Genomic DNA, 22,417 nt, shown 5'->3' on the forward strand with positions numbered 1-22,417 from the left:
AGCCAAACTTATTGTTTGGCTTTTTACTTTAGATTAGTTGATATAAATGTAATGCAGTATCGTGGCTCATTGCTTGCCAAGTGTCGGCCAATAAACTGAGTGCTTGGTAGTCTTGCCACACCTTTAAGTAAGATTTACTGAATAAGCAAAGTGGAAAGTTACTAGCAAACATCAACCGATTTGCTGAAAAGTGTAGTAATAGCGTATCAACAATATTTTGTAGCCAAACTGCTTGATAACCTCGATCAGCCATTTCAAAACCAGATACTTTAAGCCAAATATTTGGCACTGTTGTGATAATCGCCAAGTTTGCTTGCCATGCATCAAAGGTCTCTTGAGTAACTAAACCAGCATGATTAATCACACATTTTAAGTTGGGTATCGTTTTACAGTATTGCACTAGCTGGTGGCAGATTGGGGTCTGTGCTAATTCAAATTGCGCTTCAAAAATCAAATTGTGGCTAGCTAATAGGGTTAAATTACTCGCCACATTGGGTGCGAGTAAACGAGTTGCATCTTCACCTTCGGTAATATCACGGATCCCCGCCAACGTAGTATAGTGAGTCAGGTTTGCAAGTGCTTTTTTAAAGTCCCCAGTCGGTTGAGTAATATCAAGGTAGGCAATAGCTCGATAAGCGATATGTTTAATACTTTGAGATAAATACTCGAGTTCACGGCAAGGGTAATGATTATCGAATCCAGCTTCAATATGAACAAAGCCTTTGAGTTTAAAACGAGCGTCTAAATACAAGTCATCAGATGAAAAGTCACGTTGAATGAGGCTTTTATCGTTCCAAAAAGGTGGATTTTCGCTTTTTAACCAGTGGTAATTACCCTCATTGAGTGCAAAAAAATGTAAATGAGGATCAATAATTACTCTTTCAGTCACAGTGACAATCCTTGTTATTGTGCGGTGTAACCACCATCAATCACTTGCAAACTACCGGTAATAAAACTTGCGGCATCGCTTGCTAAAAAGGCTACTAAATTAGCTACTTCTTGTGGTTGGCCTAATCGTCCAAGAGGTTGCAAAGCGGCTTCTTCTTGATGAATTTGCTGTTTATTTGCCCCAGATTTGGCGCAGTAATTATCAATAGCTGCATGATAAAGTGGTGTTTCTATGGTACCTGGGCAAACTGCATTGGCACGAATATTAAACTGGGCATAATCTAACGCTGTGGTTTTAGCGATTGATGCCAGAGCTGCCTTTGATAAGTTATATGCAAATGAATTTCGTTTTGCGATTAATGCTTGATCGGATGAAATTAGGATAATTGAGCCATTTTTTTGCGCTTTCATACTCGGTAGTGTGGCTTTGATTGCAGCATAAGCACCTTTAACATTGAGGCTAAAGATTCTATCGAGCTCGTGCTCAGAGGTATTTTCAATGGTTGCACTAAAGTGCACACCAGCATTTGAAACCAAACAATCAATGCGACTTGTTTTGATGGCAATAGCTTCGATAGCGTGAGTGACCTCAGCAACCTGGCTAACATCACAAGGGACAAAAAAACCAACATCACTTGGGGTGATGTCTAAGTTATATACTTGATAGTCTTGTGCTAAAAGAGTTTGCACAATCGCTAACCCTATACCTTTAGAACCACCTGTTACCACAGCTACTTTATTCATAATTTAAATCTTGCTTACGTTTAAAAAAGTAAGCCAAAGTGAACACTTTGGCTTAACAATACTAGTGGCCACAACCGCCAGTACCATGCACGTGGCCATGGCTTAGTTCTTCTTCAGTGGCTTCACGAACTGATACGATTTCAACGGCAAATGTCAGTGTTTTACCCGCAAAAGGATGGTTTAAATCACAATCTGCATTAAAACGACCCACTTTAACAATCGTTACTTGATGGCGGCCTTGGTTAGATTCAACGATGGCAGTCATGCCTGGTTTCCATACTTTAGCACCTTGAAGATGTTTTAATGGAATGCGTTGCATCGCATCGTCACGACGCTCACCGTATGACTCTTCAGGAGTTAATGTCACTTCGAATTTGTCGCCGACGTTTTTACCTTCTATGGCATTTTCAAGGCCAGGTAACATGCTACCTTGGCCGTGTAAGTAAACTAATGGCTCAGTTTTAGTGCTAGTTTCGATTTGTTCACCAGCTTCGCTTAGGGTGTAGTGAAATTCAACTACAGAATTTTTAGTAATAGACATGTGTATTCTCTTCGTTAGACAGGCAATAAGTGTACTAGAAAGCGATTTAATAACGAAGTATCTAGCGTGGATTAATGCTATTTTGCCCGCGAATTAGCCATGTTGGAGTATTTAATACGCTATTTTGCTCAGTGATGTTAATAGTATCGGTGGGACGATTTTGCTCAAGCCAAATGGTAAGGATTTTTCCTTGTTTTAAGATGCTTTTGGCTTTTAAGTTGTTCCATTTAGCCAGCTCTTGATAATTAACGTCATATAAGCGACTAATTTCCCATAAGGTATCACCAGGCTTAACTTTGTAATTGATGCTTACTTTGATTTTTTCCGGAGCTTCTGCGCGAACGATAAAAGGACTAATTTGATAATCGACCATTAGTTGAATCGGTTTTTGTATTGGCAGTTGTAATACTTGACCAATTTTTATGGTGTCTGAACTTAATTGGTTTAACTGCTTGAGCTCTTTAATGCTGCTATTAAATTGTTTGGCTAGTTGGTAAAGCGAGTCATGCTTTTTTACTTGGTAATGATCCATACCAAGCATGTCAGCTTTGATGTGCTGGCGTTTATCAAAATAAGGAGCTTTTTCAATTGGAATTTGTAGAGTGTGAGGCCCATTTAAAGCACTTTTATCACCTAAATAGGCAGGATTTAAGTGATACAAAGTGCGCATATCGGTTTTTGTTAATTTAGCAGCGATAAGGACATCAAATTGCTGGCCAAAATCAACGGTTACAGTCGTTGGTTTATTAGCAATTACGGGCCATTTTTTATGTGCATTTTGTTTTGCAAGTGCGGCTAAGGCGAGTAATTTTGGTACGTAATTGGTGGTTTCGGTGGGTAAGCTTAATGACCAAAAGTCGTTTTTTTTGCGTAGTTTTTTATTTTTATTTATCGCTTTATCAACACGGCCTTCACCGCTGTTATACGCAGCAATACTCAGCAGCCAATCGCCACGATACTTTTTGTTCAAATACTGTAAGTAATCAAGTGCCGCTAAGGTCGCTTGATGGGGGTCGAGCCTTGCGTCATACCAAGGTTCTATATTGAGTTCAAAATGTTTTGCGGTAGTGGGCATCAGCTGCCAAATTCCAGCGGCTCCTTGGGATGAGAATGCTTTCGCATCAAAGTCACTTTCAACAATAGGTAGTAAGGCGAGCTCTAAAGGTAATTTTCGGCGCTCTATTTCTTGCACTATATGATAGAGAAATGGCTCGGCGCGTTTGCTCACGGTATCCATATAGTTCGGGTGACTTAAGTACCAATTTTTTCGTTCATTTATTTGCTTTTGTTTTGGGATAGGTAAAACAAATTGCATGGTAATGCGTTGCCATAAGTTGTCGACTTGATAGGGTAAAACGGTTTTTTTTGTCGGTTTGAGAGGTTTTTTTGCAAGCACTTGTTTTTTTTGTGGCTCGATATTTGAGCTCAAGGGCATATCCTGAACTGGTGCATGCGCTTCTGATTGCTGAATAATTGGCATTGGTTGCACGTCTAAATAAGCGGTACTTACAACAGGTGATTCTTCTTTTTTGGCTTGTGTGAGTGTTTGGCAAGCTGCCAGTGTTGTAAGGCTAGTGCTAATTACAATCGCATTTCTAAGAGTTAGCAATGTTGTCATAAATAATACTCCATGGCCAATTGCTAACCCTAAGCTTAGTGCAAGTTGAGTTTTTTGCTGCTTTAGCGATTAATTTGTTGGTAGCAGTACTTGCTTGGCTGCTTGTTTTAGGCCCGTTTCAACAAACATGCGATAGGCTTTTTCATCAAGCTCTGTTTTCACTAATGTAGCTTTTTCATTAAAATCAAAGCTTTGAATTAACTTTTCAGGTGGCCAATTTTCTGATGCCGCTTTATTAGCATGAGCTTGTAAGGCACTTAAAAAATCGTGTGTTGTGGTTAAACTGTTGACTGTGGTGATATCGCCGTGACCTGGGATCAGTTTCGTTGCAGGTAAAGTCTGTAGAGTTTTAAGGGTCTGTAGCCAAGTGATTAATATGCCTTCGCCCGCATAGGGGAGGACATCACCCACATCGCCACTGAGTAAGAGTTTACTATTTGGTAGATAAACGATTAAATCTCCCGCGCTATGAGCAGTAACAGGAATTAATTCAATAGGGTAATCCCCTAAATTGAGTGTAGTTTGTTGTTCAACCTCAACGGTAGGTCGCTGCAAAGTTAATTGTTGCCAACGTTTGACGCGTTCTTTCGCTTTGGTAATTTTGTCATGCCAGATTACTTGTTGTTCAGGCTCAAGTTGCTCCATACGTTTTTCATTTAATGCAACGCTTTTAGAAAAGGTTGTTAATTTGTCGCTTAAGGCTTGTTGATACTGAGTAAATAGGTGGCTCACCTTACTGTGGGTGATAAGTTTTGCATCAGGAAATGCATGTTGTAAAACGGCCATTCCAAGGAGGTGATCATCGTGAGGATGACTGGCAATTAAATAACAAACAGGTTGTGTAAATTGAGTTTTTATTTGGCTCGCCATTAGTTCGACTTGACTAAAATCACCGCTGGCATCAAAAATGGCAAGGCATTCCTTGCCGGCTAAAATGACTTGATTTGAATCGAAGTATATTAATCTTTCAGCTTGTTTAATAAAGGTAATATTGGCGTCAACGGCTTGCCAAGTGACCTCGGCGGCAGCTCGCAAAGTAAAAGTGAGGCTGAAAAAGCCCAATAACAGAGTAAGTGTTTTAGTAGATTTCATTTAAAGGCTTCATTCAAAAAGAGTCAAAATAGAGTAAGGAGATGTAGCTAAAATAAAGGGGATTAAAATAAATAAACCAGCCATAAAAAAATACAGTACTAGGCGTTTGTTATCTTGATTTTTAAAATTTATTAACGCAAAACCATAAATGATACAACCCATTATGAGCAGTAAGCCCATTAATTGTAGTCTTCTTAAGTTTGACGGGTTTTCGATGTTCAGTAATGTTGCAAAAACAGAGGCATCGTTAATAAAAATGGTCAGCAAAATCATACTGACCAATATAAATTTTATCCCTAAAATGCGATTCGCAGAGACCATAAAAATTGCTGGTTGGTTAAAAAGAATACTCTTTTTAAATTATTTTAGGGACGATTACTAGCGAAACTTTAGATTGTGTGAATTTAAAGCGAGTGAGTAACTTTGTTGAGTAACAAGCTGAGGCTTTTTTGTTGCAACTGTAATTTTTCATCTGCAACCATCATTTCATGGCTCAAGTTCAGTGCGACCATCAGTAAGAGGCGTTCATTATTTCTGATGCCACTGCGTTGTCTAATGTCCTCAAGTTTATTATTGAGTAATTGAGCCGCTTGACGTAAAGCGTCTTCTTGACCTTGAGGGCATGCAAACTGATGCTGCTGCCCTAAGATCTCAACAACGATACCTTTCGGATCGTGCTCTGACATTAGTTAACCTGTTGCGCGTTTTGTAATTTCAACAGGAGGTTTTCTAACGTACTTGCAGCATGCTTTTGTTTTTCATCGCTTTCGATAGCTTCAAGCTGTAAAGTTTCATTTTCGTCTATTAGCTGACTATTTTTTTCTTTTAAATCGCTAACTTCTTGCTGCAATTTGTTTTTTTGCTCGATTAGTTGATTGATCAGTTGTTCGAGTTGAAGAAGAGTGTTGTCTGACATAATGCGCTCTTTTAACTGGTTTAAATAGACTTGCAATTTAATCTAATTACTCGTTTATTACTACCTTAAACATGCGTAAATAGAGGAATTTTGGCCTTTTTTTTGTAACCAAGCATATTAAGAGCCTATTTAACGATTTAATTGGCAACATATGAGCCTGCTTAGGCTTTGTTGGCTGATTTTAGACAATTATTTGCTATTGTTTTTAGCTTGTGTTTCACTGCGCAAAATTGACTTTCAGTTGGATAATATTGTGCTGAGCTATCGCCATTCTTTTCATGCAGGAAACCCTGCCGATGTGATTAAACATTTAGTTTTGCGTGAAGTATTACAATACTTAACGCAAAAAGATAAGCCGTTTGATTATATTGATACCCACTCTGGTGCAGGCATGTACACACTTGCCTCTGATGAATCTCAAAAAACACAAGAGTATCAAACGGGGATTGCCAAGCTTTGGCAGTATCAGGGCAATAATCAGGCAATTCAAAACTATGTTGAATTGATTAAAAATTATAATCTTGATGGTGAATTGGCCTTTTATCCGGGTTCGCCATCAGTTGCTTGTTCACAATTGCGGGCATACGACAAAGGCTGGTTCTTTGAATTGCATCCGCAAGATATTAAGCATTTAGATGATAACTTTCGTTCTCATCGTAATGTGAAGGTAAAGTTCGAAGATGGTTTCAAGGGGTTGATTGGTTTAGTGCCACCACAATCACGCCGTGCTTGTGTATTAATCGATCCGCCTTACGAAATTAAATCTGACTATGATTTAGTCGTCGATACGTTAGTCAAAGCATATAAGCGTTTTGCTACTGGGACTTATATGGTTTGGTATCCGGTTGTTAACCGTGAGCGGATTGATAGAATGGAGCAACGCTTTAAAGATTCGGGCATTAAAAATATTTGTTTATATGAATTGGCGACACAGGCAGATACCGATGAATTTGGTATGACAGCATCGGGCATGATAGTAATTAATCCACCGTGGACGCTAGCTAAAACGATGAGTGAAGTATTACCAGAGTTAGTGTCGTTATTGAGCGAGGCTGATGGCTTTTATCGTGCTGAGCAACTGGTCGAAGAATAAGTCACGTTTGATTGCTGTTCACTAAAAAGGGAGCTTCTTAGCTCCCTTTTTGCTGTCTAATGAAATTAAAATTTTTTATTCAATTAAATTCAATGTGTTAGTGAGTCTCTTACCTAAAGTCTAGGTTAATTAAAATACACTGCCTTGAATGACGCTAGAGGTTGCTGTTGTTGATTAAGTAACTGTAAATCGTCACCGATAATACTGTAACTTGTTGTTTGACTCAGAACGTTTAAAAAAGCATTTTCTTGTGCCATGGTGTTTTGGCACATTTTACGGGTGCTGGCGAGCTGAGAAAAAGTAAGTGCATGCTCACTGTTTTGATAACTCCCCATAAAACTATTGCAGCCGCTAAAACCTTTGACGCGGTTTTCACTGCGTAATTGTAAAAACAACTCTTGGCTATTCTCATCATTTATAACGGCTTCTTTACCAATTAACATGACTTTCCAATAAGTATTGGTCAGTGGTGTATTTAATTTAAGCTCTTTGACGCGTTCGACTTCAATATTTAATACCGCAGCGTCATTTTGTTTAAATGGATCAAGTAGGGTGCTTGAGGTGTAAATTAATTTATCTTGTGCGTGAATTTGTGCGCGTACATTGTAGCTTAAGCCGGGTTTAATCATATCAACTGAGTAAGGCAATGTTACTTTAAAAGGTTGAGCAGTATGTAGCGCGGTTTTAGCTGTGCTTATCACGGGCGCTGCAATATCCATAATCGATACATCTTCAAGAGTGATAGTCAGTACAGAATCTGGCGGTAACATACTACGATCGCGGTAAGATACTGAAATTTCGTGTTCACCTTGGTTATTTAAGTGCTCTGAACTTTGCATTTGGCAAGCTGTTAATACAATACAGCCTAATGTAAGAAAAAATACAAAAACCAGATTGTTAGAAAGACGGTTGAGCGACATGAAGCAAAATCCTAATAAAAGTAATAAGGTCAAAACAGTGAAGGATAATATTGAATGCAGCCTTAATCTAAGCTTAATTACTTCGCTGGTAAAGCGATTAATAGCTAACCTGAATATGGGATAATAAATCTATCTTAGGCCATTATTTTAACGCTAGTAGTGTTGGATTAACTTACGATAGACCCGCAATTGACCTGCTAGTCTGCCTTGATACCCTTAAAAATTCTGGCTAGAGATGAATCGCTCAGATTAGTTATAAAAAAGCCCAACAAAAGTTGGGCTGCTTGGAATTAAGAATCATCTTTTTCGAATTATTTTTTAACGTATTTTGTTAAAATAACAATACGCTGACCATCAACACGGCCTTCAATATGTTCTGGATTGCTTGTTAAGCCAATGTTGCGCACCGCAGTGCCACGTTTGGCAACTAAGCTGCTGCCTTTAACGTCTAAATCTTTGATGAGTGTAACAGTGTCACCCGCTTGTAATTGTACACCGTTGCTATCGATATGTTTGATATCTTCGATTTCAGCAATAGCAGTTTGTGCCCATGCTTGTGTTTCTTCTTCAAGATAAAGCATATCTAATAAATCTTTCGCCCAACCTTCGGTATTAATACGGTTTAGCATACGCCACGCCATAACTTGCACCGCTGGCGTTTGGCTCCACATGCTGTCGTTCAAACAATGCCAGTGATTTACTACGAGGTCAGTTTTGTTTTCAATTTGGTCTTTACAGACTTGGCACATGTAAACGCACTTGTCTGAATGTGCTTCAGCCACAGGTGGGACTTCATACACAGATAATGATTCGGTTGAACCACAAAGTTCACATTTATGGCCACTACGTTCGATTAGTGTTTGTTCAATGCTCATGGGAGGCGTTCCTGTCTATTGCAAACGCGGTATTATACTCAAGTACCGTGAAAGTGCGAGGTGCAAGGTAAAAATAACTGTATAAAAAGTAGGGTTAAAGATAATGATTACTGTGTCATGATAGAATCTAAAGGTTGCTGTTTTGATACAATTTGCATATATCGTTGCACAATTACGTCAAGCACACCTTGCTGTTGTAATTTTTCAATCGCTTTATTAAGTGCAGGCAATAAGTTGACATGTTCTTCTCTTAAGCGAATATGTGTGAATCCTGTGGAGTGAATTGGGCCTAATTGAATGGGAATATTCAGTTGTTGCGACCAATACAAAGCTGGAAGGTCGCCAGAGATAGCAACATTTATTCGTCGTTTATCAAGCGCCATTATCAATTCTTTTTCAGAAGCTAAATCAACTCGTTCAAATAAGTAATCATCATGATAAAAATAACCTCTAACAGTTCCTACTGGGCGATCTTTAATGGCATCAAGTGTTAACCATGATTTTGCTTGTCCAGGTAAAAAAATCAGATGCTCTGTGACGGTCAACAGTGGTACTGATAATACATATCCATTGGGAATTTTATGATTAGTGAACCAGCTTGGGCTAATAATATCAAAATCGAGTTCGCCTCGAGCTAAAGCAACTTGTGTTCTTTTTGAGGGTAATATTACTTCAATCCCTTTAATATTTGCTTCTTGTAATACCAGATGAATAAATTCAGGGTAAATACCAGGATAATCAGGATTATTGTTGTAATAAGGAATCAAGCCATTTGAAGCGCTTAAGTCATATTTTAAGCTCGCTGAAGTGACTCCCTCAGCGGATAAAAAACAACTAAAAAATGTAACAATGGCAATTACCGTTCTCATTACACATACGCCTTGATAACGTTTAAATTTAAAGAATTTATTCTCTAAGGTATTGTTAAACTTAATCTTATCTATAAAAAACAAAAAGTTTTAATTATAAAACTCATAATTTTTATTGAGAGTAGCCTATGATTAATCTTAGTTAACTTATTAAAAATATAGCACTAAACATTTTAGCGACAATTATTATCGTTTTCACATCGCAAATCTTGAATGAAATCAATAATACAGCTATCTAATTACGTTGTTTTTTTAAATTGAACTGAATAAATTTAAGCTAGGGGTTTTTCATTTTGTTAAAAATGGTATTGTCGATTGTATGGTAAAGCGAAGTTGGGCCTGTCACTTATGAATATTCAAGACCACAATAACGAACAGCAGTTTGTTGCTCGCCAGGCTATTTTTGATAGTCATAAAAAAATTTATGCCTATGAATTATTATATCGAGATTCAGCTGATAATTTTTTTCCTGCTCATTTAACGGATGAACAAGCTACCGGACGGATGTTTTTTGATGCGCTGCTATTACACGGGGTAGAGAAATTAGCTGCCCACAAAAAAGCGTTTATTAATGTATCTACTTCTGGGTTAATTTTAGAGTTACCGCATTTAATATCGCCACTTCATGTGGTAATCGAAATTGTTGAACGTACTGAAGATATCTTAGAGGTTGCCGAATTTGTCACCCAAATGCGGAAAAAGGGCTATATGTTTGCCCTTGATGATTACGATGGTAATGCAAAATGGCAGCCGTTACTTGAGAAGGTGCAATATATAAAACTTGAAGTCGAAACACCGTTAATGCGTACTTTGCTGCAAGTTAAAAAGTTAAAGCGACTCGATCCTAAAGTTAAAATCATAGTTGAGAGAATTGAAGATCACGCTACCTTTGTTGAGTTAGAACAGGCTGGGGTGGATTTATTTCAGGGATATTTTTTTGCTAAACCTGAAATGATGAACTTAAAAAACATTTCACCGATTAAGTTAGTAGTGATTGATTTATTAAGATTAGTATTACAAGAATATTTAGATTTTGACGCAGTACAAAGTAAGGTTGCCCGTGATTTAAGCCTAACAGCTCGCGTATTAAAGATGGCAAACTCGGCTTGCAAAAGCTCTAAAAGTACCATTAGCTCATTGTCGCAAGCCATTATTTATTTGGGCGAAGAACTAGTGCGTCAATTTATCACTGTGCTTGCCTTAAGTGAGCTTGGAAAAGATAAACCATCAGAGTTAACTAAGCTTGGCCTTACGCGGGCTAAATTTATGAGCAATATGCTCGATGGTAAAGACCAAAACTTAGTGAATACTGCATACCTAGTGGGTTTAGTGTCGGTATTAGATGCGATATTAGATAAGTCAATGAGTGAAATTTGTGATGAATTTTTATTAAGTTTTGAATGTCGTGATGCTTTGTTATTTCACGAAGGTGAAATAGGGGCCACTTTACAGTTGTGCATGGCGATTGAGCGTGATGATACCGAAGCACTCCTTCAGGCGATTCGACCAAATAACATCAGTTTTCGACAAATTGGCCAAGCATATGTTGAGGCTTTGTTTTATGCAGATGAAACACTAGAGTTTATTTCATAATTACGATTTTAAGTTACTTAAAGGCACTTAATGTTAAGTGCCTTTTTTCTATAGGATTAAATTAGCGTTTTTATTGGGAAGCTGGGTCGATATTATGGCTGCAAGTACAATAAATGATGTTGAAATCAATAAACATGCTTGCAAGCCTGCGTATTGGAATACCCAACCGGATAAAACAGTACCAAGCAACCGACCCATCGCATTCGCCATATAATAAAACCCGACATCTAACGAGACGTTTTGTTGGTCTGCATAGCTGACAATTAAGTAGCTATGCAGTGACGAATTAACCGCAAAAATAGCACCAAATACTAATAAACCAATAATTAAGCTTTGCTCGGGATAGAAATCGGTTATGAGCGCAACGGCAATACATGTAGGAAGCACACTTAAATAAACCGCCCACTTAAAAGCAGTTTTACCTGTCGGTAACAGCCCTTGTGTTTTACCTGTAAAGCGGGGAGCTAAGGTTTGCACAATGCCATAACCAATAATCCAGCACGCCATAAACCCACCGACCCACCAATGATCCCACTTAAATTGCATCGCTAAATAAACCGGTAGTGCAACCACAAACCAGACATCTCGCGCAGCAAATAAAAATAAGCGAGCCGCAGAGAGCGCATTTATTGCCGGGCTTTTTGAAAATAACTCACTGAATTTAGGCTTATTTTTTGATTTACCTAAATCGCTTTTAAGTAACAGTAAACTCAAGAGCCATACGCAAGTCAGTGCAGTTGCCATTACCCATAGTGCACCTTGAAAACCCAGATTTGAAAGTAATACCCCTCCTAAAAAGAAACCGATACCTTTTAGCGCATTCTTAGATCCGGTTAGTGTGGCAACCCATTGATATAATTTACCTTCACTATTTTCGGGGAGTAGTACTTTAATGGCACTTTTAGCGCTCATTTTATTGAGATCTTTTGCAATACCGCTTAATGCTTGTGCGGCCATGACATAGATAATACTGAGCATTTCAATTGGCACGCACAGCATAACCAGAGCAATAATTTGTAATGCTAAGCCAATATTCATTGTTTTATTAAGGCCGAGTTTAGCGCCAAGCCAACCACCGACTAAATTAGTCACTACACCAAAAATTTCATAAAACAAAAATAACATGGCGATATTAAGCGGGCTGTAACCCAACTGGTGGAAATACAACACCATCAACATCCGTAGTGCGCCATCTGTTAAAGTAAAGGCCCAGTAATTGGCGGTTATCAGCAAGTATTGGCGCATGGCAACCGACAGGCTTGCTATGGATTTGTTAAAGGAAAACAGCCCTAACATGGTTACACCTTATCAGCCAAACCAACCATACGTGCAAGTTCAGCGGTACGGTTTGCATAGCCCCACTCATTGTCGTACCACACATACAGTTTTACTTGGGTTTCATTAATGACCATGGTTGAAAGTGCATCTATGATGCTTGAACGAGGATCGGTTTTGTAATCTATCGAAACCAAGGGTCTGGTTTCGAAGCCCATAATTCCTTTAAGTTCATTGTTTGCAGCTTCTTGTAATAATGAATTAACTTCTAGCGCGTTTGTCGGGCTAGCGACTTCGAAAACACAATCAGTTAGCGATGCATTGGCAAGCGGCACACGAATAGCGTGGCCGTTTAATTTACCCGCGAGCTCAGGAAAAATATGAGTTATTGCGGTTGCCGAGCCTGTGGTGGTTGGAATTAGGCTCATGCCGCACGCTCTGGCGCGACGTAAGTCCTTGTGCGGCGCATCTAAAATGGTTTGGGTATTGGTGATGTCATGAATGGTGGTCATTGAACCATGTTTAATACCAATTTTTTCATGAATGACTTTTACGACGGGGGCTAAGCAATTGGTAGTGCAAGATGCTGCGGTAACAATTGGGTGGTGTTCTTTATCAAATAAATGCTCATTGACACCCATTACAACATTCAAAATTCCTTCTTCTTTCACTGGGGCCGTAACCACAACGCGCTTTACACCTTGGGCTAAATAAGCATCGAGTAAAGTCTTGGTTTTCATTTTGCCTGAAGCTTCAATTACCACATCACATTGTGACCAATCGGTATCGTTAATGGATTTATTTTTACTACATAAAATGGGTTTGCCGTTGATTACGATAGATGAGTCTTGATGGGTTGCTTCATGGTGCCAGCGACCGTGAACCGAATCAAAATTCATTAAATGCGCCAGTGTTTCGGCATCGCCAGCAGGGTCGTTAATTTGGATAATTTCAATATCTTGCCAATCAAACGCGGCGCGCATTGATAATCGCCCCATGCGGCCAAAACCATTAATGCCAATTTTTATAGTCATGTCTTCATTCCTAGTAAGTTAATTACATTGAGTGAGTAGTTAAACGTTACATAAATTTTGTTTATCTGGTCGATTAGCCATCTGTGATAAACGGGTTAAATCAGGTAAAAGTTGGTTGATATTGTGCTGGGTGGTTTCAGCCAGGACGGCTTTAGCCCAGAGAGGTAAATTAGGATGAATGCGATAAAACACCCATTGACCTTGTTTTCGGTCAGAAATAATGTGCGCTTTTTTTAATATAGCCAAATTGCGAGAGACTTTTGGTTGGCAATCTTGCCCCAGTGCAATCATTAACTCACATACACATAATTCGCCATGATAGTGCGTAAGCATTAAGGTTTTTAGACGTATCTCATCACTTAATGCTTTATAAAACTGCAAGGGGTCAACAGCTATACTAGCAGGTGCTGAGCAAGTCGTTGGATTAGTTTTAGGTAAATATCCCTCGCCGTGTAAAAACATCGCTATACGGTTATTAATTTCAAGCAGCGTGGTGTAAAACGGCTGTAAATCGATGCGTGTTTTTGGGTCGGTACAGTCCCAAGCAAGCTGGTGGTCAGCACCTTGAAAGTGATTGCATTCAGCGCTGGCTAAATTGCAAAGGGTGATCACATAATCAAATTTTTTATTGCTAAATTGCTGAACATTTTTTGCTGCTAATAGGTGTGTATTCTTAATACCAAATTGTGTCAGTGCATCAAGCGTACGAGAATCAACTTCGGTTGGATGAGTGCCTGCACTAAAAACATCAAACAAATCACCCGCTCTAGTTCTCAATAATGCTTCGGCTATTTGTGAGCGAGCAGAGTTCTCGGTACATAAAAATAATACGGTTTTTTTTGCATTCATAGTGAGACGCAACACAGTTTAAAAATACATATGAAATAGTTTATATATATATATTCGTATGTAAATGGGTCAGGCAAATAAAAATGATCACCAACTTAAATCAGGATTCGCTAGTTTCCGAAATAATAAATGGTTCACCTAACTGCTGATACAACTTGGATATGTCATACTCATACAACGTGTCCAAACTCCGTCGGAGGGCATCGTCAATAATATGCTCGGCCAGCACACCTTCGTCAATTAAGCGGTCTAACGGCTTGTCTTTAAAATATTCACTATACATGTGCTGCCGGTAAAACCCATACCATTGAGAGTCATGGCAGTGACCAATTGGCCACAACTCACCTTACGCTCACAAGATATGCCACCTAATGCATTATCAATGATGTCTGCAAAACCTAGAGTATGACCGAAGCCAGCGACCAAGCCGTGATGTTCGAGTGTTTTGGTATAAGGGTAAACATAAATCTTAGCGCTCAAAAGAGAGTAATAGATCAAAATTGGTGATCCGCGTCAAGGTGTTTTTAACAAATGCAGAGAATGCTCGAATACCAAAAAAATTAAATTCATTATCTAGGAGCGGAATGACAGCTTCATGCCATTAGCCCCAACGATATCGGTCGTTGCTAAATAAGCAGGTAACGTGAGTTTGCCTGTGCGGATATCAAACTGCAGTGTATTTTGCTGAGTTTATACGCAGACTTCAGTCATCGTTTGAATAAAGCGTGATGATGTGGGGGCTTGGTATTGGCAGAATTCAATATTAGTGCCATTGAAGTTGCAGCGTTGCTGAAGGAGTTGTTGCCACTGTGCTTTTGTTCTGTATGTTTTCATCACCGGCTCCAAATTTATCATAGAGCAGGTATTTTCAAGTTGTTGGATTGTCGATACTAGGAGCGGTTCGCTGGTGTTTACGATATTTTTATATAAATCATATTATTACGAATTATACGTAACTGCTTTATACGCTACCTCATTTTTAACCAATTTTGAATGTGTAAATATACACATTTGAATTTTTTATCTAATTAACTTGGTTTTTTAAATTATGTACTTATAAGTAAAGGTTTTTTTTGTTTAAGTCGTCTAGCTTTTAGGTTTGTTAATAAGGTGGTTTTTATGTTTCTCGTGTGTTGCACTTGTGTTTCACATATTCTTACATTTTGTAAATTTTTAATTGTTGACCTTTAAAAGTAACGCTGATAATTTGTGTGCCTAAATTGGGTAAACCAAAGAGGGTATCATGGATACAAAGTTATATTCGTTAATTTTTGGCGCAGCGCCTCACATCAAACAATACATTGAAGCACCGGGTGTTGAATGTTCAATTCAAATCTCTAACTACATCAACAAAACTCAATACCTAGTCGATTACTACGAATCGGTGTCACAAGATCCCGGAGTTAAAGCATTAATTGAAGAACGATATCTACCAATTCTTCCTCCCTTAGAGGTGTTATGTGAAATGCCACAAGACACACTTGGGTACGAGTTCGGTACATTTATGAAAAACAATGGTTTATCTATTGATGGACTAGAAAAGGTGGTGATCGAAGATGATAAAACTTATTTTGCCCACCGTGCTAGAGCGACGCATGATTTCTTTCATGTAGCGTTGGGGGTGCCACCAAATATGCCTGGAGAATTAGCTATTCAAGGTTTTCAGGCTGCACAAACTAAAACTCCGATCTCAAAACTATTCTGTAGCTTGGCATTTTTACGAACCTTGGAGTTTGAAGATTCGATGTATGAATACCTAGACCCTCTCATTGGTGGTTACTTACAGGGCCGTAAAGCAAAGCTTTTTTTGGCCCAGAAATGGGAAAATATGCTTGATGTTCCTTTGGCGGATGTTCGTAAAGAGCTTAATGTTGAAGCGGTAAGTATGCAATTGTCAGAGTTTTGATACAGAGGTTTTTATGAAGAATTTAACCTGCGTTATTGTTAACGGCTATTTGAGTGGTACGTCATTTTTAAATGAATTTACCCAAGCAGGCATTCAGTGCATCCACGTTTCAACGAGTGATGAACTAAAGATTGGTGTCAGTAAATTTAAGGCGGATGACTATGTTGCTCAATATTCATTTGATGGCAACTTTAACAATCTCGTCGAGGCGCTAAAAGAGTATGATCCGATTGCGGTGGTGCCTGGTATCCAATCAGGGGTTGAGTTATGCGACAGACTTGCAGCTGCACTTGGTCTTGAACAAAATGTGGTTGCACTAGCCTCACAGCGCTTAAATAAGTATCAAATGAATTTGAGGTTACAAGAGACAGGGTTGGCATGTGCCCAATTTATAGCTTCAGATTCGTTGAGTGATTTGATCTCTTGGTTTAGGGGAAAAAACTTCTCGAAAGTTGTTATCAAGCCGCTTGAAAGCTTAGGGAGTGAAGGTGTTCGAGTGTGTAACAGTGAAGCTGATATTTGTAAGTTTTACGATGAGATCATTGGTCATAAAGATCAGCTTGGCCACAATATTGACCTTGTTTTGCTACAAGAGTATCTCGACGGTACAGAATATATCGTAAACACAGTATCAAAAAATGGCGCTCACATCATCAGCGATGTTTGGAGATATAACAAAGAAGAAATTGAAGGGTCAATCGTTTACGAAAAGTGTGAATTGGTTGATTCAAGCACTGCTGAATTTTCGTCTCTAATTGAGTATGCGAAAGATGTATTAATTGAGTTTGGTGTAGTTTTTGGAGCATCTCACTGTGAGATCATGCTGACAAATAGTGGCCCGAAATTGGTCGAACTTAATCCGCGCATTTGTGGGGCTGGTATTTCTGAGTTGGCACAAAAATCTCTAGGTAGGGGACAAGTCCAGCTTCTAAGCCAGCTAATGCTGCAACAGGAATTAACTAATACGTCGAGTAACGGTCATTATGTGCTCCACAAACATGCGGCCATTTGCCCACTAATATCACGAAAAGAAGGGAAATTGCTCGGTTTGGCACATCAAGAAGAAATCGAAGCACTGCCTGCGTTCGAAAGTGTATCTTTTCACGTAAATGTAGGTGAAGTGCTACCAAAAACCGTCGACCTGTTTAGCCAGCCTGGCCTTATGTTTTTAGTGCATGAAGATAAAGCAGTTTTGGAAGCGGACTTTGCCAAAATTCGTGAACTGGAAGCCACAATGTATCTATTGGAAGCTTGATCATGACTGACAAGAAAATACCCATTTACTTGCTGATATTGATGGCTGCCATTCCCGCTTTTTCGCTGGATATTTATTTGCCTTTGTTAGAGCAAATACGTGAACAGTTAGCAACATCGGTGACCTCAGCGCAAATGACCATTTCATTATTTGTGATTTCATTTGCTTTCATTCAATTGGTTATTGGTCCTTTATCCGACAATTATGGTAGGAAAAAAGTCCTGTATGTTGGCTTACTCTTATTTATTTTAGGCAGTTTGGTGGCCATCTTTAGCGCTGATATTAATACGCTTATGTTTGCCCGAGTCTTGCAAGGTGCAGGTGCTTGTACTGGCGTGGTCAGCGCTTTTGCGATCGCCAGAGATGGGTTTTCTTTGGATGAGCGGGCAACAGTATTGGCAACGATAGGCATGTACGTTGCCTTAGCACCCATTATTGCCCCAGTAATAGGTGGCTTGCTAAGTGAGTCCATGGGGTGGCGTTATATATTCTTACTGCTGGCAGTGCTGTCATTTATTATATTGTTATTAGTGACAGTAAAGTTACCAGAAACACTCGCGCAAAAAAATAGCTATAAAATAAAGTCATTACTATTAAATTATAAAGAGATGCTATGCCATAGAGATTTTGTGGTATTTACTGCAATTGGTATGTGTGCATTTACATCTTTATTTTGCTTTATTTCAATGTCACCACATATTTTCATAAATCAGTTGGGTTATAACTCTAATGATTTTGGTTTTATATTCGCATTTAATGCGCTGGTGTTTTTCGCCGGTTCGAAGCTATCTATCAAATTATCAAAAACTAAAACACATTCATTTTCTATTACTCTGGGATTAACACTCTTAATTTCTGGTGGTGTTGTAATGGCTCTGTTGGGCATGTACATGAAGCCTAAAATGGAGCTTGTATTGCTCCCAATGGCTTTAGCTTCAGTAGGTATATCAATCGTTTTACCGAACGCTACCTCACTGATGTTGGAGCCTTTTGGTGATAAGGCTGCAAGTGCCTCAGCGCTTAATGGTTTTATTCGATTTGTGTTTGCTGGTTCTGCAAGTGTATTGGTTACTTTTTTGGACTTTCCTCCGCACTTAATATTGGCGTTCTCTTTAGTGTCTCTAAGTGTGTTGTCATGGTTTATATGGTTGGTTTCTAAATATAACTATGCGTTGAAAACTGTTTCGCAGTAGTTAGATTAATATAAATAAGGATTATCATATGGAAAAGCTTAAAAACTTTGATTATCAGGATTGCCAAATTACATCAAAATCTATTTGGTCGCCGTACACCTGGGAAGATAAAACAGACTGGTATGATGAAATATACGACCAACAAGATTATAAGCGCTTTTTAAATGAAGAAGCAGTCATGTTACCTTTGGTTACTGTTGCTGATGTACAGCGTTTACAGGAAGAGCTCGTAGACGTTTACGAAGGCAAAAAACTGTATTTTCAAGCCGGTGATTGCGTCGAGCTATTTGAAGATATGAACGAAATTGCGCTTAAAGATAAGTTTGATTTTTTAAATACTATCTCAGATTACATGCAGGTTCTATCAAACAAGCCCGTTGTCACATTAGGCCGCATGGGGGGGCAATTTGCTAAGCCCAGAACGAGCCTCACAGAGGAAGTAAAAGGTGTCACAATGTACTCATTTATGGGGCAAATATTTAACGATTATGCTCCTAATATTTGGGCAAGACAGCCTCAGCTTCAGCGTATTTTGTGGGCGTACAAAGCGTCGCAAATGGTGCATGAACATCTAGTCGATTACACGCAAGAAAAACACGCAAATCGTACACTGTTTACCTCACATGAAGGGTTGCACTTACCTTATGAATCTTCTTTAACTCAACAATGTCAAGATAGCAACGGGTATTACAACTTGAGCTCACATTTTCAATGGGTGGGTATGAGAAGCTTGTTTGAAGACAGTGCACACATAGAGTTTTATCGTGGCATAGAAAACCCGATTGGTATCAAAGTTGGTCCAAGTGCGACCCCTGCGCTTTTAGATCAAGTATGCACTGTGCTCAATCCTCGCAATGTACCTGGTAAGGTAACGTTGATATTACGTTTGGGAGATAAAGTTAGTGAAGTATTACCCAACTTAATCAAGCAAGTTAAAAGCAAAGGGCATAAGGTCATCTGGGTATCTGATCCTATGCATGCGAACACGGTAAAAAATGCTCAGGGTGTGAAGACAAGAAGCCTCGACAAAATCAAAGCCGAAGTGAAACAAGTTAGTCAAATTTTGCGAGAGAATCATTGTTATTTTGCTGGTCTGCACTTAGAAGCGTCACCCGATAATATTTATGAGTGTGCGGATAGCTGTGACCTAATGGCAAAAGTGGACTTGGGTAAAGCGTATCAAACGCAATGCGACCCTCGACTCAATTTTGAACAAGCCATTAATGTGGTGAGTTGTTTTATTAATCATTCAAAAAAAGGAAGTTAAGCTGTGTTGTCTATGTATGAATCTTTAACACTCACCCCGACAGAAGAAGAAGTTGTTGAGGCGGCGATGCGATGGCACTTTAATGAGCAAACAGGTTCTCGCTATTGGCTAAACAAGCGCTTTGATCTGGCTTTCGATCCGCTTAGTGATGTAAAGCGCTTTTCTGACTTACAATTATTTGACGATGTTTCTAGCGATTGGAAAACATTGCCAATGGAAGACTTGATCCCAAAAGCCATGTTTGATCAGTTAAATGATTTTCATATCTTTGAAAGTGGTGGGACAACTGGCAATCCAAAGCGAATCGTTGAGCACCGTTCACGTAAGCATGCGTTGAACTTTGTGCAGTCATGTTTAGAAATGCATGGATATAATCAAAGTTTTGAAGGGCACTGGTTGCATATCGGACCTACAGGTCCACATATTGTTGGTCGCACCATGAAAGCTTTAGCTCAACAAAACCAACGTCTATGCTTTCAAGTCGACTTTGATCCTCGCTGGGTTAAAAAGCTTATATTAAATAAGCAAATCGAACAAGTCGAGCAATACAAAGCACATTTATTGGAACAAGCGTTCGATTTGATTAAAACACAGAATATCTCGGTGATGTTTGTGACGCCGCCTATTTTAGAATCTATCTGCAAAGATCCAGTGCTACATGACGCATTCAAGAAAAAAATAAAGTTTATTATTTGGGCCGGCACTTCAATTAGTCCGGAAACCTACCGGCTGATCACAGAGCTTTATTTTCCTGACTGCATCTTCATGGGACTGTACGGCAACACCATGATGGGAATTGCACCTCAACGCCCAGCTGAGCCTGAAGATGAAGACTTGTATGTTTATCAAACCTATTCGCCTTATTGCCATGTGCAGTTCTTTAATGAGCATGGCGTTGTCGACGTTCCTTACGGTGAGTATGGACAAATAGCAGTCTCGTTGTTGACGCCTGAAATGCTCATTCCATTTACTTTGGAGCGTGATTACGCGAAACGTGTGAAGCCTGCGGGCAAGTTTAAAGAGCACGGTATAACCAATGTCGGGCCTATGCCGAATACGCAACTAACGATCACAGAAGGTGTGTATTAGTGGAACTGATTGACCTTATTTTGCCCCAGGGTACATACACCTCCGCTGAGCGGATGGAGGTGTGTACCCTTCAAGGCGAAGCGTGCCTTAGTTTAAGTATGGCACCATCGTTGATGCTTCATCATGCCTTTAATACCCTAGAAAAAGCATCCAATATGTCATTAGAGGCTTTATTGGCATGTATTTACAAAGCAGGAGATATATTTGTCAATGATATTTTGGCAGGTCAAAGCCCAAAGGGATATGTTAAGCAGCTACATGCGATAAATGGGTTGGCCGAAAGTGTCATTCTTGAATCGCTTCATGATATTAGCAGTTTCATGAAAAATATTTCAAATGTGATAGCAGAGCAAAAACACAGTGCCGGCTTTGAGTATTCAGTGCAATCAACTCATGCTCTAAATGGTACTTTCCATCGTAAATTTGGCACTATATTTACTTGTATTTTGCCGGGTAACCACCCAGGTGTGAATACCGTATGGCTTAACGCTATGGCGCTAGGTTATAAGGTGTTGTTAAAGCCATCCAGTTCTGACCCAATTACGTCGTACCGTTTGATCTTGTCGCTACAAAAAGCGGGTATGTTGGATGGGCAAGTGTCATTTATTCCAGGCAAACGCGAGATTAACGCGCAACTTGTCGAACTCAGTAAAGAACACCGACTTATGTTCTTTGGTGGACAGGATATCGTTGATACGTTTGGATCAAAATCAGGTGTGATTGTGCGTGGACCTGGGTATTCGAAGCTTTGGTTAGAGCCCGCCTATTATGCTAAAAAACCCAATGACAGCATAGATAGCATATGTCGTTCGATTGTAGCTGATGGAGGCATCAAGTGCACAAACTTGAGCCAAATTTTAGTGAACACCACTGAGGATGGATTTGTCAATTCTCTTCATGCGAGCGTGAATGCGTCTTTGGGTGCTTGGTTTGATGTCCAGTTACAAAGCAGTAATAGTCAGTTGTGTGTCTATGAGATAGACAGAGCAAAGCGGATCCTCAACTATATTGCCACAAAGCTTGCTGATAGTGGTCAACTTAATATTAACCCACTGATACTGCTACATGATTTTGAGGATGGTACGGCAACAATTAGGCCGTGGGTGTTCAAGGTCACGCCAGGTAGTATTGTTGATTTTGAAGTGCCAGCACCGATAGCTTTGTTGCAATCAGCGCAATGTGAATCTGAGCTCCGAAACTCCTTATCATTGTCAGTGTTGTCAAACGATAATGATATGTTTGAGCGATTGGCTCAACTCAATAACATACGCAAACTCTTGTGGTGTTTGCCAACTACATATAGCACATCCAATCTGCCACATGATGGCGCGCTTTACGAACAGTTGTTTGAAAAAGTGGGAATCGCAAGATCAAATTAAAAAAATATTAGAACAGGACTT

Annotated in this window: 22 protein-coding genes and 1 pseudogene; 8 read left to right on the plus strand and 15 right to left on the minus strand. The window is 39.3% G+C overall.

All coding sequences use genetic code 11. The features are described 5' to 3' along the window. Window positions 1-28: 28 nt before the first annotated feature. The 7 genes from PTUN_RS01970 to PTUN_RS02005 all read right to left on the minus strand — a co-directional run bounded on the left by PTUN_RS01970 (window position 29) and on the right by PTUN_RS02005 (window position 5,799). Window positions 29-889: an amidohydrolase family protein gene (locus tag PTUN_RS01970; protein WP_009838006.1), complete on the minus strand. Its 861-nt coding sequence runs from the start codon at window positions 887-889 to the stop codon at window positions 29-31. Between the two features lie 14 nt (window positions 890-903). Further along, window positions 904-1,632: an SDR family NAD(P)-dependent oxidoreductase gene (locus PTUN_RS01975; protein ID WP_009838007.1), complete on the minus strand. Its 729-nt coding sequence runs from the start codon at window positions 1,630-1,632 to the stop codon at window positions 904-906. Between the two features lie 61 nt (window positions 1,633-1,693). Next, window positions 1,694-2,173, minus strand: coding sequence for an FKBP-type peptidyl-prolyl cis-trans isomerase (locus PTUN_RS01980; RefSeq protein WP_009838008.1), 480 nt, complete (start codon window positions 2,171-2,173; stop codon window positions 1,694-1,696). A gap of 61 nt (window positions 2,174-2,234) precedes the next feature. Further along, on the minus strand, window positions 2,235-3,791 hold the full coding sequence (locus PTUN_RS01985) for a transglycosylase SLT domain-containing protein (protein WP_009838009.1): 1,557 nt from the start codon (window positions 3,789-3,791) through the stop codon (window positions 2,235-2,237). A 69-nt stretch (window positions 3,792-3,860) separates the two neighbouring features. Continuing rightward, complete coding sequence (locus PTUN_RS01990) at window positions 3,861-4,883, minus strand: MBL fold metallo-hydrolase (protein ID WP_009838010.1); 1,023 nt, start codon at window positions 4,881-4,883, stop codon at window positions 3,861-3,863. A gap of 404 nt (window positions 4,884-5,287) precedes the next feature. Then, window positions 5,288-5,569 (minus strand): cell division protein ZapA, encoded by a 282-nt coding sequence (locus PTUN_RS02000; RefSeq protein ID WP_009838012.1) that lies wholly within the window; start codon window positions 5,567-5,569, stop codon window positions 5,288-5,290. Next, complete coding sequence (locus tag PTUN_RS02005; protein ID WP_040643865.1) at window positions 5,569-5,799, minus strand: cell division protein ZapB; 231 nt, start codon at window positions 5,797-5,799, stop codon at window positions 5,569-5,571. The genes PTUN_RS02000 and PTUN_RS02005 overlap by 1 nt, the downstream gene beginning before the upstream one ends. 253 nt (window positions 5,800-6,052) lie before the next feature. Here PTUN_RS02005 and PTUN_RS02010 point away from each other — a divergent pair, with 253 nt between their 5' ends. Next, on the plus strand, window positions 6,053-6,892 hold the full coding sequence (locus PTUN_RS02010) for a 23S rRNA (adenine(2030)-N(6))-methyltransferase RlmJ (protein WP_040643866.1): 840 nt from the start codon (window positions 6,053-6,055) through the stop codon (window positions 6,890-6,892). Between the two features lie 125 nt (window positions 6,893-7,017). Here PTUN_RS02010 and PTUN_RS02015 read toward each other — a convergent pair whose 3' ends face one another. The 3 genes from PTUN_RS02015 to PTUN_RS02025 all read right to left on the minus strand — a co-directional run bounded on the left by PTUN_RS02015 (window position 7,018) and on the right by PTUN_RS02025 (window position 9,556). After that, window positions 7,018-7,812: an META domain-containing protein gene (locus tag PTUN_RS02015; protein WP_009838015.1), complete on the minus strand. Its 795-nt coding sequence runs from the start codon at window positions 7,810-7,812 to the stop codon at window positions 7,018-7,020. Window positions 7,813-8,123: 311 nt separating this feature from the next. After that, complete coding sequence (locus PTUN_RS02020) at window positions 8,124-8,687, minus strand: PhnA domain-containing protein (protein WP_009838016.1); 564 nt, start codon at window positions 8,685-8,687, stop codon at window positions 8,124-8,126. A gap of 107 nt (window positions 8,688-8,794) precedes the next feature. Beyond that, the gene (locus PTUN_RS02025; RefSeq protein ID WP_009838017.1) at window positions 8,795-9,556 is read right to left on the minus strand and encodes a substrate-binding periplasmic protein; all 762 of its coding nucleotides are present in this window, start codon (window positions 9,554-9,556) and stop codon (window positions 8,795-8,797) included. Between the two features lie 348 nt (window positions 9,557-9,904). Here PTUN_RS02025 and PTUN_RS02030 point away from each other — a divergent pair, with 348 nt between their 5' ends. After that, window positions 9,905-11,149, plus strand: coding sequence for an EAL and HDOD domain-containing protein (locus PTUN_RS02030; protein WP_009838018.1), 1,245 nt, complete (start codon window positions 9,905-9,907; stop codon window positions 11,147-11,149). A 48-nt stretch (window positions 11,150-11,197) separates the two neighbouring features. Here the strand turns inward: PTUN_RS02030 and arsJ are convergent, their stop codons facing one another. From arsJ to PTUN_RS22085, 5 genes and pseudogenes are all read right to left on the minus strand, one after another. Beyond that, the gene (gene arsJ / locus PTUN_RS02035) at window positions 11,198-12,445 is read right to left on the minus strand and encodes an organoarsenical effux MFS transporter ArsJ (RefSeq protein WP_040643790.1); all 1,248 of its coding nucleotides are present in this window, start codon (window positions 12,443-12,445) and stop codon (window positions 11,198-11,200) included. A 2-nt stretch (window positions 12,446-12,447) separates the two neighbouring features. Then, window positions 12,448-13,458 carry an ArsJ-associated glyceraldehyde-3-phosphate dehydrogenase gene (locus PTUN_RS02040; RefSeq protein ID WP_009838020.1) on the minus strand — a complete coding sequence of 337 codons (1,011 nt, stop codon included), beginning with the start codon at window positions 13,456-13,458 and terminating at the stop codon, window positions 12,448-12,450. 39 nt (window positions 13,459-13,497) lie between these two features. Then, window positions 13,498-14,307: a metalloregulator ArsR/SmtB family transcription factor gene (locus tag PTUN_RS02045; protein ID WP_009838021.1), complete on the minus strand. Its 810-nt coding sequence runs from the start codon at window positions 14,305-14,307 to the stop codon at window positions 13,498-13,500. A 124-nt stretch (window positions 14,308-14,431) separates the two neighbouring features. After that, a pseudogene (locus PTUN_RS22545) lies at window positions 14,432-14,775 on the minus strand (DUF4277 domain-containing protein); the annotation flags it as partial. 222 nt (window positions 14,776-14,997) lie between these two features. Beyond that, complete coding sequence (locus tag PTUN_RS22085) at window positions 14,998-15,141, minus strand: hypothetical protein (protein ID WP_232284993.1); 144 nt, start codon at window positions 15,139-15,141, stop codon at window positions 14,998-15,000. 409 nt (window positions 15,142-15,550) lie between these two features. Here PTUN_RS22085 and PTUN_RS02065 point away from each other — a divergent pair, with 409 nt between their 5' ends. From PTUN_RS02065 to PTUN_RS02090, 6 genes are read left to right on the plus strand one after another with little or no spacing between them, the layout of a single operon-like run. Further along, window positions 15,551-16,213 carry a Coq4 family protein gene (locus PTUN_RS02065; RefSeq protein WP_009838025.1) on the plus strand — a complete coding sequence of 221 codons (663 nt, stop codon included), beginning with the start codon at window positions 15,551-15,553 and terminating at the stop codon, window positions 16,211-16,213. A 13-nt stretch (window positions 16,214-16,226) separates the two neighbouring features. After that, entirely contained in the window at window positions 16,227-17,468 is a 1,242-nt protein-coding gene (locus PTUN_RS02070) for an ATP-grasp domain-containing protein (protein WP_009838026.1), read from the plus strand. 2 nt (window positions 17,469-17,470) lie between these two features. Beyond that, entirely contained in the window at window positions 17,471-18,661 is a 1,191-nt protein-coding gene (locus tag PTUN_RS02075) for a multidrug effflux MFS transporter (RefSeq protein WP_040643791.1), read from the plus strand. A gap of 28 nt (window positions 18,662-18,689) precedes the next feature. Further along, window positions 18,690-19,928 (plus strand): 3-deoxy-7-phosphoheptulonate synthase, encoded by a 1,239-nt coding sequence (locus tag PTUN_RS02080; RefSeq protein WP_009838028.1) that lies wholly within the window; start codon window positions 18,690-18,692, stop codon window positions 19,926-19,928. Between the two features lie 12 nt (window positions 19,929-19,940). Continuing rightward, window positions 19,941-21,017, plus strand: coding sequence for a class I adenylate-forming enzyme family protein (locus PTUN_RS02085; RefSeq protein ID WP_009838029.1), 1,077 nt, complete (start codon window positions 19,941-19,943; stop codon window positions 21,015-21,017). Beyond that, window positions 21,017-22,396 carry an aldehyde dehydrogenase family protein gene (locus PTUN_RS02090; protein ID WP_096035232.1) on the plus strand — a complete coding sequence of 460 codons (1,380 nt, stop codon included), beginning with the start codon at window positions 21,017-21,019 and terminating at the stop codon, window positions 22,394-22,396. Before PTUN_RS02085 ends, PTUN_RS02090 begins: the two co-directional genes overlap by 1 nt. The last annotated feature ends 21 nt before the right edge of the window (window positions 22,397-22,417 follow it).

The sequence above is a fragment of the Pseudoalteromonas tunicata genome (assembly GCF_002310815.1).
Classification (GTDB): Bacteria; Pseudomonadota; Gammaproteobacteria; order Enterobacterales; family Alteromonadaceae; genus Pseudoalteromonas; species Pseudoalteromonas tunicata.

Bases quoted from the DNA above. Each gene is read 5' to 3' on its own strand.
- arsJ (WP_040643790.1), bottom strand. From the start codon at position 12,445: ATGTTAGGGCTGTTTTCCTTTAACAAATCCATAGCAAGCCTGTCGGTT.
- PTUN_RS02000 (WP_009838012.1), bottom strand. From the start codon at position 5,569: ATGTCAGAGCACGATCCGAAAGGTATCGTTGTTGAGATCTTAGGGCAG.
- PTUN_RS02080 (WP_009838028.1), top strand. From the start codon at position 18,690: ATGGAAAAGCTTAAAAACTTTGATTATCAGGATTGCCAAATTACATCA.
- PTUN_RS02045 (WP_009838021.1), bottom strand. From the start codon at position 14,307: ATGAATGCAAAAAAAACCGTATTATTTTTATGTACCGAGAACTCTGCT.
- PTUN_RS01975 (WP_009838007.1), bottom strand. From the start codon at position 1,632: ATGAATAAAGTAGCTGTGGTAACAGGTGGTTCTAAAGGTATAGGGTTA.
- PTUN_RS02075 (WP_040643791.1), top strand. From the start codon at position 17,471: ATGACTGACAAGAAAATACCCATTTACTTGCTGATATTGATGGCTGCC.
- PTUN_RS02030 (WP_009838018.1), top strand. From the start codon at position 9,905: ATGAATATTCAAGACCACAATAACGAACAGCAGTTTGTTGCTCGCCAG.
- PTUN_RS02020 (WP_009838016.1), bottom strand. From the start codon at position 8,687: ATGAGCATTGAACAAACACTAATCGAACGTAGTGGCCATAAATGTGAA.
- PTUN_RS02065 (WP_009838025.1), top strand. From the start codon at position 15,551: ATGGATACAAAGTTATATTCGTTAATTTTTGGCGCAGCGCCTCACATC.
- PTUN_RS02070 (WP_009838026.1), top strand. From the start codon at position 16,227: ATGAAGAATTTAACCTGCGTTATTGTTAACGGCTATTTGAGTGGTACG.
- PTUN_RS01985 (WP_009838009.1), bottom strand. From the start codon at position 3,791: ATGACAACATTGCTAACTCTTAGAAATGCGATTGTAATTAGCACTAGC.
- PTUN_RS01980 (WP_009838008.1), bottom strand. From the start codon at position 2,173: ATGTCTATTACTAAAAATTCTGTAGTTGAATTTCACTACACCCTAAGC.
- PTUN_RS02040 (WP_009838020.1), bottom strand. From the start codon at position 13,458: ATGACTATAAAAATTGGCATTAATGGTTTTGGCCGCATGGGGCGATTA.
- PTUN_RS02085 (WP_009838029.1), top strand. From the start codon at position 19,941: ATGTATGAATCTTTAACACTCACCCCGACAGAAGAAGAAGTTGTTGAG.
- PTUN_RS22085 (WP_232284993.1), bottom strand. From the start codon at position 15,141: ATGAAAACATACAGAACAAAAGCACAGTGGCAACAACTCCTTCAGCAA.
- PTUN_RS02015 (WP_009838015.1), bottom strand. From the start codon at position 7,812: ATGTCGCTCAACCGTCTTTCTAACAATCTGGTTTTTGTATTTTTTCTT.
- PTUN_RS01990 (WP_009838010.1), bottom strand. From the start codon at position 4,883: ATGAAATCTACTAAAACACTTACTCTGTTATTGGGCTTTTTCAGCCTC.
- PTUN_RS02025 (WP_009838017.1), bottom strand. From the start codon at position 9,556: ATGAGAACGGTAATTGCCATTGTTACATTTTTTAGTTGTTTTTTATCC.
- PTUN_RS02005 (WP_040643865.1), bottom strand. From the start codon at position 5,799: ATGTCAGACAACACTCTTCTTCAACTCGAACAACTGATCAATCAACTA.